A 20672-nucleotide genomic window follows, 5' to 3' on the forward strand; every position below is an offset into this window, starting at 1 on the left:
TTGATTGATAATAGTATATGTCACCACAGAAAAAAAACCTGATTACCAAATTTTTAATTTGGAAATACAAACATCTAACAAGCCAACAATTTATCTACATTGTTAGTATAATTATTGGTTTGCTTTCTGGTTTAGCTGCCGTGACACTAAAAAACTTAACCCACCTTATTCAAGAGGAGGTTCATAATTATCAATCTGTTTTTTACATCTTTCCAATCATCGGTCTGTTATTAACTCTTCTGATGATTAAACATGTAATTAAACATAGAGTATCGCATGGAATCCCATCAACTTTACATGCGATATCTAAAAAGAAAGGTCTTATGGAACGTTATAAAATGTATAGTTCCATACTTACGGCTCCCATAACTGTTGGGTTCGGTGGATCTGTGGGACTAGAGGGACCTACTGTAGCAACTAGTGCTGCCATTGGTTCTAATGTATCTAGACTTTTTCATCTGAACAGAAGTACACGTACCTTGTTAATTGGAGCAGCAGCTGCTGCAGCCATGTCTTCCATCTTTAAAGCCCCAATTGCAGCCATCGTATTTGCAATTGAAATTTTTAGTTTAGACCTTACCTTAGTTTCACTAATACCATTATTATTATCTTCAATTTCAGCGATTCTAACCTCTTACTTTTTTTTAGGTGACAACTCCATATTAAGATTTGAACTTACTGATAAATTCACACTGATTGATACGATATATTATGTGGCCTTAGGTGTGAGTTGTGGATTGATTTCTGTATACTTCAGTAAAATATATTTTATCATTGGAGACTTTTTCGCTAAAGTTACAAACCCGTACAAAAGATTATTAATTGGGGGTATCGGATTGGGTATCATCGTTTATTTTATTCCTCCATTATTTGGTGAGGGTTTTAAAACCATCAACAACCTATTAAACAACAACGTAACAGGAGTTTTCGGACAAAATTATTTTGAAATAGTGACTGAAAACAACTGGTGGATTATTATCTTTTTATTAGGTCTTGTTGTTTTTAAAATTGTTGCAACATCTATTACTTTTGGTGCTGGAGGTGTTGGGGGAGTTTTCGCCCCTACTTTATTTACAGGAAGTGTAACCGGTTTTGTTTTTGCATTGTTTTTTAACACTTTAAACATCTCTTCTCATCAATTATCAACCGGAAATTTTGCCCTAGTTGGTATGGCAGGATTGATGGCAGGAGTACTTCATGCACCACTTACAGCAATTTTCCTGATTGCCGAAATTACTAGTGGACATGAATTATTTATTCCACTTATGATCACTGCTGCCATTTCATATCTGATCACTAAAAAATACATTCCTTTTAATATATACGCCGCCGAACTAGCAAAAAAAGGAGAATTGATGACCCATGACAAAGACAAAAATGTGTTGATGTTAATGGATATTGATAAGGTAATTGAAACAAATTTTATTTCCTTATTGCCCGAAATGAAACTTGGGTATGTTGTTAAGGAGGCAGTTGCAAAATCATCAAGAAATAACTTCCCTGTAGTCAATGAAAAAAACCAATACCTTGGTGTTGTTCTATTGGATGATATTAGAGGAATTATGTTTGATCAAACATTGTATGAAACTGTGACGGTACAAGAATTGATGCAAAATTCTAAAGGTATTATTGACTACGAAAAAAATACCATGAAAGAAATCATGAAAAAATTTCAAGATAGTGGTGCGTGGAATTTACCCGTTGTAAAAAATGGAATCTATATGGGATTCATTTCTAAATCTAGATTGCTAACAGCTTATAGAAGAAAATTAATTGAAGTAACAAACTAAGATGAAGGTAGTACTAAAACTTATATTATTAATTGTTCTCGGCTTAATTGGTAGCGGACTTTATATGCAAAGTATCCAAGCAGAAAAAGCAGAATTTTTCATTGGAATAGGTGTTTTGGTCTTAGCGTTTGTATTACTTCCGCTATTTATTTACATAGGATATAAAGGAAAAGACTTAACCCGATATTCATTTAAAAACATGCAAGGGCCAGAAGAAAAAGAAGAAGATTCCTAGTGCTACTACCTTAAAACATTCTTCTGATTCGTTACTCTTTTTTTTGCCTCTTTCCAAGGAAGAAACCTATCACTATCGATTGTTAAAACTTTTATTTCTTTCGCTATTTGTGAACTATTTTTCATAGCTTCAAGATGGGCGCCGCTCCTAACAAATTCTTTCATAGCATCTTCATCTTCCCATAAGGACATAGTATAATGCTTGGTCCAAAAACCAAGGTTTTTATTCTTTTTACAAGACGTTGTTTTTAACTGTTTCACAATTTTCATGGCTTGCAAAGACAATGAAAAAAAATATATCGGACGTTTAAGTTCTATGTAAGTAATACTAAGTTTCATATCAGTTCAAATTTCTCTTTTCTATAAAAAAACGCTTCAATATTAAAGAACATTCTTCTTCCAAAACACCCTTCGTAACGGTCGTTTTAGGGTGCAATACCGTTTTACATTTCTCAAAACCTCTTACGCCATCCGATGCACCAAAAACAATTCTTCCTATCTGAGTCCAGTAACTGGCACCAGCACACATTTGACAAGGTTCTAACGTAACATACAAAGTACAATCCTTTAAATACTTACCTCCTAAGAAATCAGAAGCAGCCGTAAAAGCCTGCATCTCTGCATGTGCAGTTACATCATTTAAGGCCTCTGTTAAATTATGTCCTCTTGCAATTATTTTATCTTGACTTACAATAACGGCTCCTACGGGAACTTCATCTTTATCAAAAGCCAATTGAGCCTCTTGCAAAGCACGTTTCATAAAATAAGTATCATCAAAAGGATTTAACATAGTCCCAAGTATATTTTAATTAATGCAGATAAAAATAAAGAATTCCTTTAAGTTATAACTAGTTCTAAGAATAAAACTGTATTAAATTATAGTATCTTTGTTTCGCTCAAATTATGACAAAAAAATTACTAAATACCATAACAAACCCTAACGATTTAAGGCAAATTCACTTTAGTGATTTACCCATAGTTGCCAAAGAGTTACGAGAAGCAATTATTGATTTTGTTGCCACTAAAGAAGGTCATTTGGGGGCAAGTTTGGGGGTTATAGAATTGACCATCGCATTGCACTATGTTTTCAATACACCAAAAGATTCTTTAATATGGGATGTTGGACATCAAGCCTATGCGCACAAAATTTTAACTGAAAGAAAAACAAAATTTCACACCAATCGCCAATTCAATGGCTTGAGCGGATTTCCAAATAGAAAAGAAAGCAAGTATGATTCCTTTGGAACAGGACATTCCTCAACTTCTATTTCTGCAGCATTGGGAATGGCGATGGCTTCTAAAATTAAGGGAGATCTAGAAACACAACATATAGCTGTTATTGGTGATGCTTCTATTGCGTCAGGTATGGCTTTTGAAGGGTTAAATCATGCCGGAGTTACAGATGCTAACTTACTTGTAATTTTAAACGATAACGCAATGGGAATTGACCCTAGCGTTGGCGCATTAAAAGAGTACTTGATGAAAGCAAAAATCGGTCAAAAGGCTCCTAAAGGAAATATGATTGAAGCCCTAAACTTTAATTATTCTGGACCTATTGACGGACACAATTTAAATGGACTTTTAACTGAACTTGAAAGATTAAAAAAAATAAAGGGTCCTAAATTTCTTCATATCGTTACCACAAAAGGAAAAGGACTCAAACAAGCTGAACAAGAACAAATAAAATATCATGCTCCTGGTAAATTCGACAAGCGCACAGGAGAAATTTTACCAAAACAAAACCATAATAATACTCCCAAGTACCAAGATGTTTTTGGGCTGACTTTATTAGAATTGGCCAAACAGAATAAGAACATTGTAGGTATTACCCCAGCAATGCCAACTGGAAGCTCTTTAAAATACATGATTGAAGCCTTACCCGAAAGAGCTTTTGACGTAGGTATCGCGGAGCAACATGCAGTTACCTTAGCAGCTGGTATGGCTACTCAGGGACTAATTCCTTATTGCACCATTTATTCTACTTTTCTGCAACGTGCCTATGACCAGATTATTCATGATGTAGCCATTCAGAACCTTCCAGTAATCTTCTGTATCGATAGAGCAGGTTTGGTAGGACAAGATGGAGCAACACACCATGGTGTATTTGACATCAGTTATCTGAGATGTATTCCAAACCTGATCCTTTTTGCACCGCAAAATGAAATTGATTTGAGAAACATTTTATATACGGTACAATTAGGACATTTAAAAAACCCGATTGCAATTAGATACCCACGAGGAAAAGGAAACATTGAAAATTGGCAAGTACCTTTCGAAGAAATTCCTATTGGAAAGGGACGTATTTTAAAAGAGGGAAGCACTCTAGCAATTCTTTCTATCGGAACTGTTGGAACCAGAATCTCAGAAATAATCAACGATTTCTCCGAATCAGAAGAGCAAAAAATAGCCCATTACAATATGCTATTTATAAAACCGTTAGATAAATCGCTTTTGATAAAGATATTCAACCAATTTGATCGTATTCTGACTATTGAAAACAATGCCGTTAAAGGAGGGTTTGGAAGTGCAATTATTGAATTTTCTCAAGAAAATAATTATCACAACAAAAGAATTAAAACACTCGGAATTCCGGATGAGTTTATAGAACATGGATCCACAACTGAACTTCTCAAATCAATACATTTAGATAATGAAAGTATTAAAACTGAGATCAAATTAAATTTATAACTATTTGGCACTTTTTTTGATATCTTAGACTTTTCTAAACCATGAAACAAGCCCTATTTACAACAATATTTCTGCTTTTTACCGCAACGGTTTCTGCACATGTTGAAATAGACTCTCTTACGCCTGTAAAAAAAGAAAAAATCACGAGTACGCAATGGGCATTCAAGAAAACTTTGGGGTTATTAATGACGCAAACAGCCTTTGTTAACTGGAGTGCCGGTGGTGAAAATTCCATTGCTGGTATTACTACTGTTGATTTTGAATTCAACTACAAAAGAGATCGTTTATTTTGGAACAATCATTTTAAAAGTCGCTATGGTTTGAATAAAGAAAATGGCCAAGACACTAGAAAAACCGATGATGTTTTGGAGTTTATCTCTAATTTTGGGTATCGAAAAACGGCTACTTCAAACTGGTACAATTCGGCAAGATTTAATTTTAGAACGCAATATGCACCCGGATATAAATATCCGAATAGAGAAGATTATATTTCAAAATTCTTTGCTCCTGCCTACATCTTTCTTGGGGTAGGTTCACAATACACCTCTCCTGATAAAGCCTTTAAACTTTACCTTTCTCCGCTGACCAATAAAACAACACTTGTGTATGATGAAATACTCTCCAACCAAGGAGCTTTTGGTGTAATTAAAGGAGAAAGATCAAAAATAGAATTTGGAATCTTAACCACTGGAGAATGGAAACATGATCTTATGGAAAATATCGTGATGAACAATAAACTTATTCTCTACACAGATTATTTAAATGACTTTTCCAATATCGATGTGGATTGGGAACTAAAACTGCAACTCATCGTTAATAAATTTGTCAAAGCAAACATTGGTACCCATATAGTATTTGATAACGATGTAGTTGATAAAGAAACAGGAAAACCAGAAATACAATTGAAACAACTTTTGGGTGTTGGGGTAGTATATTCCTTCTAAATTACCACACGAACCTTACTACAAACTCATGAGTTCCTGAAGAAACCGCACTAAAATCAGAGGTTACAGACTCATAAGCATATCCAAAAGATGTATTTTTTACAACTTTCAACATAATCGAACCAATGACCGAAGTATCTAATCTATAAGTCAATCCTGCTTCAATTTTTTCAGAAAAATCGGCAACGGCAGAAATATCTAAAAGCATCTCTTCATCTGTTACTAATCTAGAAAAGACAGAAGGTGTCAAATCAATATTTTCATTTAAAGAGAAAGTATAACCAGCACCTAAATACACATGTAATCTTTCTTCAACACTTTCGGATATAATTGACCCAGTATTGTCCAATTTCGGACTTTGAATTTCTGATAAAATTAGATTTGGGGAAGAAAGATGAATAAAATACTTTTCCCCTTTTAAATAGGCTCCTGCCCCAACTTGTGGGCTAAAAGTACTTTCATTACTACTAAACAAAGGGTCATTCACTCCAAGAGAATTATAATCTACACTATGAAAAGCTCCACCAGCTTTCAAACCAAAATACAAATTGGTTACAGCATCCATTTGTAACTTATAAGATAAATCTACCACAATACTAGTTTCCTTTGTAATAAACACCTTATCATTAATCAAAGAAGCACCGATACCCAAATTCTTTTTTAAAGGAGTGGAAAAAGAAGCATATTGCGTAATAGCTGAATCATCAAAATCTGTAGCCTGTTTTCTAAAACCTAACCCAACCTCTGAGTTTTCAGACACCCCAGCATAAGCAGGATTTAAAATATTCATATTGTATCGGTACAATAAATAATTAGGCGCATTTTCTTGTGCATATAATACACCTCCAAAAAGCATAAAAACAAGTAGTAGTTTTATTTTATTCATCTCTTTCTCTTTAATATTTTATATACATCCAACCTTTTTTAACATATGCCTCTGGATAAAAATCCGCAATAGGATCTCCTGATTTTAAAATATACATATAAGAACCTACCGGTAATTTTTGCATATTCCCAGAGGTATTTGATACTCCAGAAAATTCATTTTTATATGGCTGAGCTTTATAAACCAACTGGCCAGATCTATTATAAATTTCCAAAGTATTATCTGGATACATCTCCTCTATTTTTTCTATGACCCAATTGTCATTAATTCCATCATTATTAGGTGTGAACCCTTTTGGCTGAATTGGATCAATCTCAATAGAATCATCACAAATATCACCAATAGTATCTTCGTCCACATCTAGTTGATCTGGGTTGAAAACTAATGGACAGTTATCTTCCACATCTAAAACATCATCATTGTCATCATCAGTATCACTAGCATCTCCTTCTCCATCACTATCAGTATCTAGTTGATCTGGATTGGAAACTAATGGAGAGTTATCATTAAAATCTAAAACACCATCATTATCATCATCATCATCACATACATCTCCAATTCCGTCATTATCATTATCCGATTGATCAGGATTAGCAACATCGATACAATTATCATCTTTTGCATCAATTCCATCATTGTCAATGTCTAAATCTACCTCTAGTAAAAAGCCTATTGTTTTGGTTTCAGCTGATGAAGTTACTGATACTTCTAAAGAGTAAGTTCTTGTTTCATACTCATCGGAAGGAGTAACCGTAAATTCAAAAGAACCATTTGAATTCATTGAAATTGGTGAATTAGGATTAATCGTTACGGATGAACCTGTCGGATTTCCTGAAACCAGCACGGATACTTCTTCATCAAACCCAGCAAAAACCTGATAAGCAACCTGAAAAGTCACTGGTTTTGTTTCTATGATTTTTAAAGAACTTTCTGAAGCAGACAAAGCAAATGTTGGAGAACTAGCTCCAAAAACACCAGAGAACAAGCCTCTTCCATATGTTGCCGCCATAACTGCATACCCATCTTTCCTATATTCAAAATCTGTAACCTTCACATCACTCATTCCGTTGTAAGACTGTACCCAATTCGGGTTTTCATCATTCCAATTAGTAGTCTTCCAAACTCCTAATTCAGTTCCAATAATAACCTCGCTCGATTCTATCGGATTAGACAAAATCGCTTTTACAGGAAGATCAGGTAAATCCCCTTCTTTTTCCGACCATGTAGTTCCTCCATCTTTAGAATACCAAATACTAGAAACGCCATAATTATGAAAAGTAACAAAGATTTCATTTTCATTATTACCAAATTCAACATCGGAAATACTTCCTAAAAAATTAGAATCGGAAATATCTGTCCATTCTGGATCTATATTTGCATTTATAACTCTCAATAATTCTCCTGTTTCAGTTCCTACCAACAAAGTAGAACTTGTGGTGGTATAATTTGAGACCGTTATTGCAGTAGGTGAACTCATTAATAACGGATCTGCTAATGATCGTTTAAGAGCTGAACCGTTAGACGAAATATTTAAAAGATTAGAATACCTATAAAGTTTAGAAATACCCCCTGAGGAACCATTCGTATATAAAATATCTAAATTCGAATCCAAAGCCGCTTGATTAATAAAGTCACCATCATTTTCAGAATCACTATTTATCGTTCTCCATTCATTTAAAATAAAATTATACAATCCGTAAGCATTATTATAAAGATATGAGACGATCATATAGGACTCACCTACTTGATCTACAAAACATGCGGCTCCATCTCCGCCAAAAATATCTTCTGAATTTTGACTATTAGGATTTCCAAAAAAAGGTGTTCCATTGTCTTGCGTTCCTCCTAAAAAGTATTCATTGTCCGCCGTTGGTGCTAGTGCTGTATAATAGAACTGTGTAACATTAAAATCAGAATTCACCGAATTTGTAGTAGCGCTTGTTGTATTTGCCGTAGCAAGCGATGAACAATAATAAACACCACCATCATTTCCAAAAACAGCCTCATTTGATGCTTCAGGTCTAAAAGTCATTGCATGTTGATCTGCATGTACCACCGGAAAACTTCCCGTTATGCCACTGCGCCATTTTGAAATTTGGTCCCAATTTTGAGCACCATCCGTAGATCTAAACAAATTAATACCACCAACATATAGAATATCATCGTCATTTGGATCCACTTCAATCATTAGGTCATAGAAATCTTGGCCTCGCGTAAAATCGTTATCAGGAATACCAGGATCAGCATCATTCGGTTTTGACAATTCTGTAACTGTACTAAAACCATCGGTTGTTCCATATATATGAGGACCGCTAGAAGTAGTCCCCTGAGTTAGAGCATATAGTTTATTAGCATCAGAATTTGACACCGCCAATTCAACTCTATTGGAATTGGCTAACGTTGTTACTAAATCCCATGTTTCTCCGTCCGAAGACTTAAAGATCGAACCTGCTCCAGTTAATGCAACTGCAGAACCAATTGTCCCCATCCATAAGGTATTATCAATTCCTACTTCAAAATCATTTGGCATAAAGAAAAAATCACGACCAATAAAATTATACTTAAAATTATCGGATTCTATCCTTGACCATGTATCTCCGGAATTAATGGACCTATATAAACCTGCGGATTGTAAACCTAACCAATTTTGAGGGTTTCCAGCATCAGAATAAATAAAACCACCAACAGCTACAAAAACTTCTGTTGATGATCCGTTGTCCCATGCAATAATATCATTGATAAAATAAACTCCTGCCAAAAAATCTACATCAGTAGAAAAATCGCCAATTCCAATGGTACTAAGAGAGACATTTATCCAGTTCTGTCCCCCATCAGTCGTTTTATAGACTCCATTTCCAACAGCAGCACCAGCAGTATATTGTTCACCAGTACCTAAATACCAAATATTACTATTTCTAGGGTCAACAGTAATACATGAGACATTCATATTACTGGGAACTCCTGTTACTTGAGTCCAACTTGAATTTACGTTTGTTATATCTTGATTTACCCAAAGGCCACCGCTTACCGCACCAGCATAAACTTTTTTATGTGTTGCATCATTAGGATCAAACAATAAGACTCTCGTTCTACCTCCAACATTATTCGGACCTCTTTCTACCCATTTATTATCCAATGCATCTCCAGGAACCTTTTGCAAAGGACCTCTTTCCAGGATTTTTTGCTGTAATTTTAAAACTTTTTCAGGCTCAGGTTTACCGGTAGCAGGGTTCATTGACAATTCCCATTCCCGTTCAAAATATTTATTTGGTGGTAAACCTTGTGCTTTTCTCTCCTTCTTTGATAACTTTAGTGTATTTTTAAATGGAGAATTCTCCAAATACGCTATATGTTTTAATTTCGGATCTTTTATGTAATTTTTAAATTGAAAAATTACATAAACCAACAACAGCGCACCAGCAATACTTAATATCCTTTTCATAGCTATTCTATTAAATTGCGGTTCCGCTAATTTTTTTGTGTAACAATATAGCATAACCATCTGACATACCAGCTATATAGCTACAAATCATCATAATTCTATCATAAATTGAATCAGAAAGGTTCCTATAACTTTCCGGAAGTAATTTAAAAATAAGTTTATCATAGTTAGAGGCTTCTCCCTCATACATATTATTTGTCGCCGAAATAAAAACTTCTAACAGATCTGCTATTATTTTATACCCTGCAACTTCCTTCTCAACAACATTATTGCTATTGTATACCTTATCAATACTGATTTGAATAATATCATTTATTTGCGCTTCATATTTGCATTTACCTAATAACGAAACACCATATTCCCCTTTTAAAATAGCCTCTTCATTTTCTATAAAAACACGCACTGCCTCTTGAATCAATGTTCCAATTGCCAAAGCCCTAAGGTAACTAACGCGTTCTTTTTTAAATTGTAATGAATTGTATTTTTTTATATCGATGGTATCTTTCACAAGTTTTATTAGATACTCAAGAGCGAACTCTTCTTCAATAAGACCTAAATTGATTCCATCTTCAAAATCAATAATCGTATAACAAATATCATCCGCAGCTTCCACTAAAAAAGACAGTGGATGTCTATTATAGGCAAGATCTTCCCCGATTCTCAAAGGCTTTAATCCCAAGTCTTGCACTACATCTTTAAAAAACTCTTTTTGAGATTGAAAAAAGCCGTATTTTTTATCTACAATATGTTTTGTTGGTTTCTTTGGAAGCGACTCTTTGGGATACTTCATAAAGGCACCTAACGTGGCGTAAGAAAGTCTCAAGCCTGAGTCTGCGTTTCCTTCTGATAATATTTTAAAACCATTGGCATTCCCTTCAAAATCAACAAAATCCTGCCATTCCTTAGAGGTCAACTGAGATTTATATTGTTTCCCTTTTCCAGATTTAAAATATTCTCCAATAGCCTTTTCTCCACTATGACCAAAAGGAGGGTTTCCAATATCGTGACTTAAGGCAGCAGCAGCGACAATAGCACCAAAATCATTAAAAGTATAGCCCAATTCTTTTAAATGGGGATATTTTTCAATTACTTTCTGTCCTACAATTCTCCCTAAAGATCTCCCTACAACGGAAACCTCCATACTATGAGTTAATCTGGTATGTACAAAATCAGTTTCAGAAACTGGGATCACCTGTGTTTTGTCTTGTAAACTTCTAAATGAAGATGAGAATACAATTCTGTCAAAATCTACTTCAAAACCAAGTCTAGTTTCATCTTGCTTATTCCTATCGCGTTTTTTTGTGTCTCCTGCTCTTTTCAAAGACAGCAATTGCTCCCAATTCATATATATTCTTTCAATTATGTTCTAGCTGCAATATACAATTTGAAATTGTAAATTAATTTTTTACGAATACAAAAAAAGGAACTCTATTAGAGTTCCTTTTTTTATTTTTAACAAGTATGATTTAAGAACCACACATCTCACAATCGTCGGGATTGTTTTGAGATTGAATAATCATTTGTTTTAATTCTTCCGCTGTTAATGGAGCATCTTGAACAGTTTCTGCTGCTACCGGTGCTGCAACTCCCGGAGCTTGAGCTTTCTTATCTGTAGCCAAAGAGAATTTAATCGCATTTACTGCTGATTTAGTCCTCAAATAATACATTCCTGTTTTTAATCCAGATTTCCAAGCATAAAAATGCATGGAAGTCAATTTAGAGTAATCCGCATCTTCCATAAACAAGTTCAACGATTGAGATTGATCAATAAAGTATCCTCTCTGACGAGACATATCAATGATATCTTTCATACTCATCTCCCAAACTGTCTTATATAAGTCCTTAATATCTTGAGGAATCACATCAATATGCTGGATAGATCCATTTGCTCTCATGATATCTTCTTTCATTGCATTGTCCCATAACCCAAGTCCTACTAAGTCTTCTAACAAGTGTTTGTTTACAACAATAAACTCACCTGACAATACTCTACGAGTATAGATATTAGACGTATAAGGTTCAAACGCTTCGTTATTCCCTAAAATTTGAGAAGTCGATGCCGTTGGCATTGGAGCCATTAGCAGTGAATTACGAACTCCGTGTTTTTTAACATCTTTACGCAACTTAACCCAATCCCAATTACCACTCAATTCTGTTTCAGAAACACCCCACATATTAAATTGGAATTCTCCTTTAGACATTGGAGAACCTTCATAAGAAGAATATGGTTTATCAACTTTTGCAATCTCCATAGAAGAAGTTACAGAAGCAAAATATAATGTTTCAAATATTTCTTGATTTAATTTTTTAGCTTCATCAGAAGTAAAAGGCATACGCAACATGATAAAAGCATCTGCCAATCCTTGCACTCCTAAACCAACAGGTCTATGACGCATATTAGAATTTTCAGCTTCTTTTATTGGATAGTAATTTCTATCAATTACAGTATTTAAGTTTCGTATAACTTTCTTAGTGATTTTATACAGTTTTTTATGATCAAAAAACTTAACCCCTTCCGCATTTTCAGAAACGAACATAGGTAAAGAAATAGACGCTAAATTACATACAGCTACTTCGTCTTTGGCTGTATATTCCATAATCTCAGTACACAAGTTAGAAGAACGAATGGTACCTAAATTCTTTTGATTTGATTTTCTATTCGCTGCATCTTTATACAACATATACGGATTTCCGGTCTCAATTTGTGATTCTAGAATTCGCTCCCAAAGTTCACGAGCCTTGATTGTTTTACGACCTTTTTGTTTCTCTTCGTAACCGACGTATAGTTTTTCAAACTCATCTCCATAACTATCATATAAACCTGGACATTCATTTGGACACATTAACGTCCAGTTCCCATCTTCTTCCACACGTTTCATAAACAAATCTGGAATCCAAAGTGCTAAGAATAAATCACGCGCACGTTTCTCTTCAGCTCCAGTATTTTTACGCAAATCTAAAAAGTCAACTACATCTGCATGCCAAGGCTCTAGATAAATAGCGAAAGAACCTTTACGCTTTCCTCCACCCTGATCTACATATCTAGCAGTATCATTGTACACTTTTAACATTGGAATAATTCCATTAGAAGTACCATTTGTACCTCTAATATAAGAACCTGTAGCTCTTACATTATGGGCAGATAAACCAATTCCTCCTGCAGATTGAGAAATCTTAGCTGTTTGTTTTAATGTATCATAAATCCCATCAATACTATCATCTTGCATCTGCAATAAGAAACATGAAGACATTTGTGGTTTCGGCGTTCCTGAGTTGAACAAAGTCGGCGTTGCATGTGTAAAAAACTTTTTACTCATCAACTCGTACGTTTCAATCGCAGCTTCAATATCTTCTTTATGGATACCAATAGCTACACGCATCAACATATGCTGAGGACGTTCAGCTATTTCTCCATTTAATTTCAATAAATAAGAACGCTCTAAAGTTTTAAACCCAAAATAATCATAGTTAAAATCTCTACTGTAAATAAGTGTAGAATCTAATAAAGCAGCATTATCTTTAATAATTTGGTACACATCGTCTGCCAATAAAGCAGCATCATTTCCTGTTCTTGGGTTGATATATGTATATAAATCATCCATTACTTCAGAGAAAACTTTCTTTGTGTTTTTATGTAAATTAGACACAGAAATACGTGCCGCTAATTTTGCATAATCAGGATGAGCCGTAGTCATAGTAGCCGCAATTTCAGAAGCCAAATTATCTAATTCAGAAGTAGTTACTCCGTCATACAAACCTTCAATTACGCGCATAGCAACCTTAACCGGGTCAACTAATGGATTTAATCCATAACAAATTTTCCTAATTCTAGCAGTGATCTTATCGAACATTACTAATTCCTTCTTCCCGTCTCTTTTTACTACGAACATCTTTGTGGTTTTTTTGATTTGTATTTTTTAACTCTAGGGGCTAAAATCCCTCCTCCAGCTTCTTAGGGCCGAATTAACTTATTAAAATTTCTCTATTTTTTTCTTAGAGAAAATATGTATTCGCTTCTATTTAAAAATCAGCATCAAAACTGATTGATCCTGTACCTCCAGATTTCACACCTGCTTTTTGGTACTCAGATACTCTTTTCTCAAAGAAATTTGTTTTCCCTTCCAAAGAAATCATATCCATAAAATCGAATGGATTTGATGATCCATACACTTTATCACATCCAAATTCTGATAAAAGTCTATCCGTAACAAACTCTAAGTATTGAGTCATTAATTTCGCGTTCATTCCAATCAAACTAACAGGAAGTGATTCTGTAATAAACACACGCTCTATATTCAACGCATCTACAATAATCTCAGTAATCCTTTCTTTTGGAACTTTATTCACAATATGATTGTTGTGTAAGTGTACAGCAAAATCACAATGTAAACCTTCATCTCTTGATATCAGCTCATTCGAAAATGCCAAACCAGGAAGTAATCCTCGTTTCTTTAACCAAAAAATAGAACAGAAACTACCTGAGAAGAAAATCCCCTCCACAGCAGCAAATGCAATCAATCTTTCTGCAAATGAATCAGATTCTATCCATTTCAAAGCCCATTCTGCCTTTAACTTAATCGCAGGAAAAATTTCAATAGCTCTAAACAACTGATCTTTTTCAGATTCATCTTTCACATAAGTATCAATCAATAAAGAATACACCTCTGAATGAATATTCTCCATCATGATTTGAAAACCATAAAAGAATTTCGCCTCAGAATACTGCACCTCAGTCACAAAATTCTCTGCTAAATTTTCATTTACAATTCCATCTGAAGCGGCAAAAAATGCTAAAATATGTTTGATAAAGTAACGTTCATCATCGCTCAACTTATTTTCCCAATCAATTACATCTTGATGTAAATCTATTTCTTCAGCTGTCCAAATACTTGCTTCTTGTTTTTTATACCATTCCCAAATATCTTGGTGTTGAATGGGAAAAATCACAAATCTATTGTCATTTGGCTGTAAAATCGGTTCTATTTTAGACATTTTTTATGGAATTTTTTTAAAGAGTAATTAATTCATTTTATTGCGCTTCACAAAGATTGGAAAAAATGCTGCTAAATGAAAGTCTTACTTATTCACAAAACCACGAAGTTCTTAACAATACACTTAAAAACCCAGGAAAAACTTAAAAATACCAACACAAACAACTACCTATAAAACAGAACATTAAACACGACAAAGAAGCTAAAACCCTGATAATATTAATGTTCAAAACCCCTGCTTAAATGATAATTTCAAGACAAGAAAATGACCAAAAACAGCTCTTCAAAAAAAGCAAAACAAAACTAAAAACACGTCTCAGAAAACACGAAATCACCAACAAAAAAGAAGTTTAAAACGCTAAATTCAATAACAAAAAACAATATTACTTTACTTTCATCGTTGTGGCTTTATAACCAGCTATTTTTTATCTTTATTAAGACCTTCAGCTACTTTTTCTAATTCAGTATACCAATCCTCACCAAATTTTCTGACAAGAGCTTGTTTCACAAATTTATAAATCGGCACTTGTAATTCCTTCCCCAAACTACATGCATCATCACAGATATCCCATTTATCATAATTCACCCCTGAAAACTCAGAATACTCACGTACTCTAATAGGATACAAATGGCATGAAATCGGTTTTTTCCAATCGATTAAACCACTATTATATGCTTCCTCTATCCCACAAAGCGCCGTGTTTTTATCATCAAAAATTACATAAGCGCAATCCGCACCATCAATCAAAGTTGTTTCATGCTCACCATACTCATTAGTAGTGTAAACCCCTTGTTCTTCAATAGCCTTTACACCTTCTTCTCTTAAAAAAGGTTTGACTTCCTTATAAATATCTTTCATTATCTGAAGCTCACTTTCTTCTAAAGGAGCTCCTGCATCTCCAGCAACGCAACACTCGCCTTTACAAGCTGAAAGATTACAAACAAAATCTTTTTCTATTATATCTTCTGATACTATGGTTTTTCCTAACTGAAACATGCTACAAAAATACAGATTCAAATGGAAAAATTCTCATGGAATTATTCAAAATTAATTCATTTTTACTTTTTGTAAATTCATACCTCATTAAAAAAAATATGAATTTCAACTTGAAAGAATTATTGGAGTCACTGGAATCGAAATTATTCAAAAAACTTTTTTGGTGTCATTCTATTCGCCATCACCATAAAATTATTCAGCACTAACATTCAAGAATTATTTTTGGATACAAAAAATCCCAATACATAAAGGTATCGGGATTTTATTATTTAAAAATTCAAGTTACTATTACTCTACCGTAACTGATTTTGCCAAGTTTCTTGGTTGATCTACATTACAACCCCTTAACACAGCTACATGATAAGACAATAACTGTAGTGGAATCGTTGTTAGCAACGGACTCAAAGCCTCATCTACTTCAGGAATCTCAATCACATGATCTGCCATTTCCTTTACTGTTACATCTCCTTCAGTTACAATAGCAATAATCTTTCCTTTACGAGATTTAATCTCCTGGATATTGCTCACTACTTTTTCGTAATGACCTTTGTTAATAGCTACCACTATAACCGGGTAACCATCTTCAATCAACGCAATAGGTCCGTGCTTCATTTCAGCCGCAGGATACCCTTCTGCATGTATATAAGAAATCTCTTTTAACTTTAAGGCTCCTTCCAAAGCTACAGGAAAGTTATATCCTCTACCTAAAAACAAACAACTTGGAGTTGTGGCAAATTCAGAAGCAATCTCTTTTATAATTTCATTCTGCTTTAACAACACTTCTACCTTTGATGGAATCAATTCCATATTTTGCAAATAAGCATGAAAATCAGAATTGGATAAAATTCCTTTTTCCTTACCTAGCTTCAATGCAATTAAAGTAAGCAAAGTAATTTGCGTAGTAAATGCCTTGGTAGATGCCACACCAATCTCTGGCCCTGCATGTGTATAAGCACCTGAATGCGACTCACGAGCAATAGAAGACCCCACGACATTACAAACCCCAAAGACATATGCTCCACTCGCTTTAGCCATTTTAATAGCGGCTAAGGAATCTGCTGTTTCTCCTGACTGAGAAATAGCAATTACCACATCTTTTTCAGTTATTATTGGGTTTCTATACCTAAACTCAGACGCATATTCAACTTCTACTGGTATCCTAGCAATATCCTCAAATAAATATTCTGCCACCAAACCAGCATGCCATGATGTCCCACAGGCAATTATTATGATCCTATTTGCACTTTTAAAACGATCAATATATTCTTCAACTCCAGCCATCCTAATGATTCCCTCATTCGCTAATAGTCGCCCCCTGTAGGTATCTACAATAGCTTTTGGCTGCTCATAAATCTCTTTTAGCATAAAGTGATCAAAACCTTCCTTTTCTATTTGAGCTAAATTTAATTTTAAAGCATGGATCTCAGGCTCAACCGAAGAGTCATCATGAATTTTTCTTACTTCAATCTCTTTACCTTTTTCTACAATAGCCAATTCCTCATCCTGTAAATAAATTGCATTCTTTGTATACTCAATAAATGGAGACGCATCTGAGGCAATGAAAAACTCTTCATTATTATCACCAATACCTATCGCTAAAGGAGAGCCTAATTTTGCCGTAACTATTTTTTTATCATCTCTTTTATCAAAGACAGCAATTGCATAGGCCCCAATAACATCATTCAACGCCAACTGAACCGCTTTAGCCAAAGGACATTTTTCTTGAATCTGAACCTCCTCAATAAGATTTACAAGTACTTCTGTATCTGTATCACTTTTAAAAATATAACCTCTTTGAGTTAACTCATTTTTAATCGTGTCATAATTCTCAATAATTCCGTTATGAATTATGGTAATATTTCCAGAGTTAGACACATGAGGATGTGAATTTACATCATTAGGAACTCCATGAGTAGCCCACCTAGTATGACCGATACAGATATTCCCTTGTTGATTCTCTTCACTTACAATCCCTTGTAAGTCTATTACCTTTCCTTTGGTTTTAAAAACTGTTGATTCACCATTGTTATACAACATTAAACCAGCACTATCGTAACCTCTATACTCTAATCTTTGTAATCCTTTTATAACTATTGGATAGGCATCTCTTGAACCTATATACCCAGTAATTCCGCACATAGCATTGTGTTTTTATCTTTTCTGATATGAATAATTTATATTCAATTTGACTCTTTTTTCATTTGTATCACCATCCCCGGTACCCCCAAATAAAACAACCCCTCTTGGGTTCCAATTTGGTGTTCTAACTAGGGAGTCAATAGTAGAAGTTGGGTAATCTCCAGGGTTATAAATTTTCAAACCAAAATTATCAACATTTCGGTTGTTCTCATTTGGATTCCCTTCATTTTTAACTATTCCATCACCAGACAACAAATCTGTTATATAATCCGTGATTTTAAACTTATAATAATAGCTTGTTTTATTATCCTCATCAATTTCCTCGGTCAAATCCCCATCTACAACAGATAAATTAGAGGCGGTAATATAATCTAACAATTGAGAATTGTATGGCAGCGCTCCATTGATAGAAGGAACTTTTTTATACAAAAATAATTTATCAATACTGGGCTTATCCTCTCCGTCTACATAAAACAAAAGATTCGCTTCATTGATCAACCACAACATATTATCATTATCATCATTTGCTAAATTCCTCAAATCCATCAATTCATCACTAACGATAGTCTCATTACCCGGTTGATCATCATAATCAAACAGCTTTATATTAGCCAAAGACCCTGCAGTACCTTGGATATATATCTTATCTGATGCTCTAGGGTACGAAGCTTTATCAAGCGGCTCATGCTTACTTGCTTTTACTCCACCTAAATCAAATCTTCTTGTAGCTGCAATTGTATCTATATCCAATCCTGTAGAGACCAAAGAAATAACATTAGAATAATGCATATCTACAAAAGCATCCGTCAAAGGAAAAGTAACAGTTGAAGCACCAATCGTAGAAGTTACTTCAACATACAATCCTTTCATATACCTAATAAAACTTTCTTGACTTTGCAACACATCCGGTACCGTTCCGTCTTTTTCTGGAAGAATATCCAACAACTTCGTTTCAAAATACGAAGGATCTAGGTGCATAGACATGAATGGAGATCTATCAGAAAATGACTTTCGCCAGATATCTCCTGTTAAAGACTTAACAAAATATGCTGCTGTATCCAAAGGTGAAACCGTAACAGCAGCCTCAGCTCTTAACAAAGCAGCGACATCATAATCTCTATTTGAATAGTATTTATTTACAGCAGAAGGATCACTTGGATCCAGTGGATTCAGGAATGTAGCCAATTCATGTACCTTAACATTAAAGCCATTATAAATCACATTATCATCGGTATCGGTTGAGCTTTCACCAAAAACAGAATCCAATTGGTAAATATTAACCTCGTCTTCTATGGTCCTAACAGTAGAATGATATGGAATGTTAAGAATTACCGCATCCATATGTCTTGTTACAATGGTATCCGGATGAATCACCTCTGAATAATACTCAATGGTATCAGGCAACATTAACTGGGACACAAATGACGATCTTATTTTACCGACATTAGCCTCATCGTAAACACCCAATAAAAACTGACCACTTAATTCTGACTCTACACTATCGATATACTCATTAACGAACTCGACTTCAAAAACAGTATCTTTCGTAACAAAATTTAAGTTATCAATAAATCCAGCATCGATACTATTTAAATCATCATCAGAACAAGAAACTATTAACAATAACAGCAGTGAAAGTAAACTAATACTTTTCATAGCATTCCAAACTTTTATTGTCATAAAAAATAATTCGGTATTTAACTTAAAACTTCGTTCGAATAGAAGTCTAAATAGGCATCTGCGAAAGTTTCTTCAGGTTGAAAATCTAAAGTAGGCTTATTCTGCTCTGACACAAAATCCGTCAACTCAGAAGAAAGTTCTTCAGTTGCCTGAATCACACCGTCTGAATTTTCGATCGCACTCTTTAAAATATTCATATGACTTGGATCTTTCAATATTTCAGCTTTTTCATCAGAAATATTATCAAATTTCACTTTGTTGATCAACTCAGAATTCAACGCACCCTCAAAATCAGATTTATATAATGAAGTCACAATTTTACTTTCTGCAAACAAAGGATCATCCTTATAGTATTCTTTTAGGTATAAAGGTAAAAGAGAAGCCATCCAACCGTGTACATGAATAATATCTGGCGCCCAGTTTAATTTCTTAACAGTCTCAACAACTCCTTTCGCAAAAAAAATAGCACGCTCATCATTATCTGAAAACAATTCACTGTTTTCATCTTTCACAGTCCCTTTTCTTTTAAAGTACTCTTCATTATCTATAAAGTAAACTTGCATTCTCTCTTTTGGAATAGACGCAACTTTAATGATTAATGGCATATCCATATCATTTACAATTAAATTCATTCCTGACAAACGAATTACCTCATGCAACTGATATCTTCTTTCATTAATGACACCGTATCTTGGCATAAAAATTCTTGTTTGAACACCTTTATGATGCGCTTTTCTTGCAGCTTCAAACGACGTTGACGACATCTCTGTCTCTGGTAAATAGGGTAAAACTTCAGAAGAAACGTACAATACTCTCTTATCTTTCATGGTCAAAACACTTAAATTTATAGATTCTTGCAAAAATACGAATTTTTATGCTAA

Annotated in this window: 15 protein-coding genes; 4 read left to right on the forward strand and 11 right to left on the reverse strand. The window is 34.2% G+C overall.

What is annotated here, in order from left to right; all coding sequences use genetic code 11:
• Positions 1 to 17 precede the first annotated feature (17 nt).
• Together AC2DZ0_RS09720 and AC2DZ0_RS09725 are read left to right on the forward strand one after the other, a co-directional pair.
• Entirely contained in the window at positions 18 to 1790 is a 1773-nt protein-coding gene (locus AC2DZ0_RS09720) for a chloride channel protein (protein ID WP_484489859.1), read from the forward strand.
• Between the two features lies 1 nt (position 1791).
• Entirely contained in the window at positions 1792 to 2025 is a 234-nt protein-coding gene (locus AC2DZ0_RS09725) for a hypothetical protein (protein WP_484641532.1), read from the forward strand.
• A gap of 5 nt (positions 2026 to 2030) precedes the next feature.
• Here AC2DZ0_RS09725 and AC2DZ0_RS09730 read toward each other — a convergent pair whose 3' ends face one another.
• Positions 2031 to 2363: a DUF3291 domain-containing protein gene (locus AC2DZ0_RS09730; RefSeq protein ID WP_484641533.1), complete on the reverse strand. Its 333-nt coding sequence runs from the start codon at positions 2361 to 2363 to the stop codon at positions 2031 to 2033.
• Between the two features lies 1 nt (position 2364).
• The gene (locus AC2DZ0_RS09735; RefSeq protein WP_484489862.1) at positions 2365 to 2814 is read right to left on the reverse strand and encodes a nucleoside deaminase; all 450 of its coding nucleotides are present in this window, start codon (positions 2812 to 2814) and stop codon (positions 2365 to 2367) included.
• Positions 2815 to 2927: 113 nt separating this feature from the next.
• On the opposite strand from AC2DZ0_RS09735, the gene dxs reads away from it, so the two are divergent.
• Positions 2928 to 4712 carry a 1-deoxy-D-xylulose-5-phosphate synthase gene (gene dxs, locus AC2DZ0_RS09740; protein ID WP_484641535.1) on the forward strand — a complete coding sequence of 595 codons (1785 nt, stop codon included), beginning with the start codon at positions 2928 to 2930 and terminating at the stop codon, positions 4710 to 4712.
• Between the two features lie 41 nt (positions 4713 to 4753).
• Positions 4754 to 5656, forward strand: coding sequence for a DUF3078 domain-containing protein (locus AC2DZ0_RS09745; RefSeq protein ID WP_484641536.1), 903 nt, complete (start codon positions 4754 to 4756; stop codon positions 5654 to 5656).
• A gap of 1 nt (position 5657) precedes the next feature.
• Here AC2DZ0_RS09745 and AC2DZ0_RS09750 read toward each other — a convergent pair whose 3' ends face one another.
• The 9 genes from AC2DZ0_RS09750 to AC2DZ0_RS09790 all read right to left on the reverse strand — a co-directional run bounded on the left by AC2DZ0_RS09750 (position 5658) and on the right by AC2DZ0_RS09790 (position 20618).
• Entirely contained in the window at positions 5658 to 6542 is an 885-nt protein-coding gene (locus tag AC2DZ0_RS09750) for a PorP/SprF family type IX secretion system membrane protein (protein ID WP_484641537.1), read from the reverse strand.
• A gap of 10 nt (positions 6543 to 6552) precedes the next feature.
• Positions 6553 to 9984, reverse strand: coding sequence for a T9SS type B sorting domain-containing protein (locus tag AC2DZ0_RS09755; RefSeq protein WP_484641538.1), 3432 nt, complete (start codon positions 9982 to 9984; stop codon positions 6553 to 6555).
• 10 nt (positions 9985 to 9994) lie between these two features.
• Complete coding sequence (locus AC2DZ0_RS09760) at positions 9995 to 11329, reverse strand: deoxyguanosinetriphosphate triphosphohydrolase (RefSeq protein ID WP_484641540.1); 1335 nt, start codon at positions 11327 to 11329, stop codon at positions 9995 to 9997.
• A gap of 121 nt (positions 11330 to 11450) precedes the next feature.
• Positions 11451 to 13874 carry a ribonucleoside-diphosphate reductase subunit alpha gene (locus tag AC2DZ0_RS09765; protein WP_484489868.1) on the reverse strand — a complete coding sequence of 808 codons (2424 nt, stop codon included), beginning with the start codon at positions 13872 to 13874 and terminating at the stop codon, positions 11451 to 11453.
• Between the two features lie 130 nt (positions 13875 to 14004).
• Positions 14005 to 14976, reverse strand: coding sequence for a ribonucleotide-diphosphate reductase subunit beta (locus tag AC2DZ0_RS09770; protein ID WP_484641541.1), 972 nt, complete (start codon positions 14974 to 14976; stop codon positions 14005 to 14007).
• Positions 14977 to 15393: 417 nt separating this feature from the next.
• Positions 15394 to 15972, reverse strand: a complete 579-nt coding sequence (locus AC2DZ0_RS09775) for a DUF3109 family protein (protein WP_484641543.1) — start codon at positions 15970 to 15972, stop codon at positions 15394 to 15396.
• Between the two features lie 288 nt (positions 15973 to 16260).
• Positions 16261 to 18111: a glutamine--fructose-6-phosphate transaminase (isomerizing) gene (glmS, locus tag AC2DZ0_RS09780; protein ID WP_484641545.1), complete on the reverse strand. Its 1851-nt coding sequence runs from the start codon at positions 18109 to 18111 to the stop codon at positions 16261 to 16263.
• 12 nt (positions 18112 to 18123) lie between these two features.
• Entirely contained in the window at positions 18124 to 19791 is a 1668-nt protein-coding gene (locus AC2DZ0_RS09785; protein WP_484641546.1) for a DUF4270 family protein, read from the reverse strand.
• A gap of 17 nt (positions 19792 to 19808) precedes the next feature.
• On the reverse strand, positions 19809 to 20618 hold the full coding sequence (locus AC2DZ0_RS09790) for a glycogen/starch synthase (RefSeq protein ID WP_484489873.1): 810 nt from the start codon (positions 20616 to 20618) through the stop codon (positions 19809 to 19811).
• Positions 20619 to 20672 lie beyond the last annotated feature (54 nt).

The sequence above is a fragment of the Flavicella sp. IMCC45668 genome, assembly GCF_057219105.1.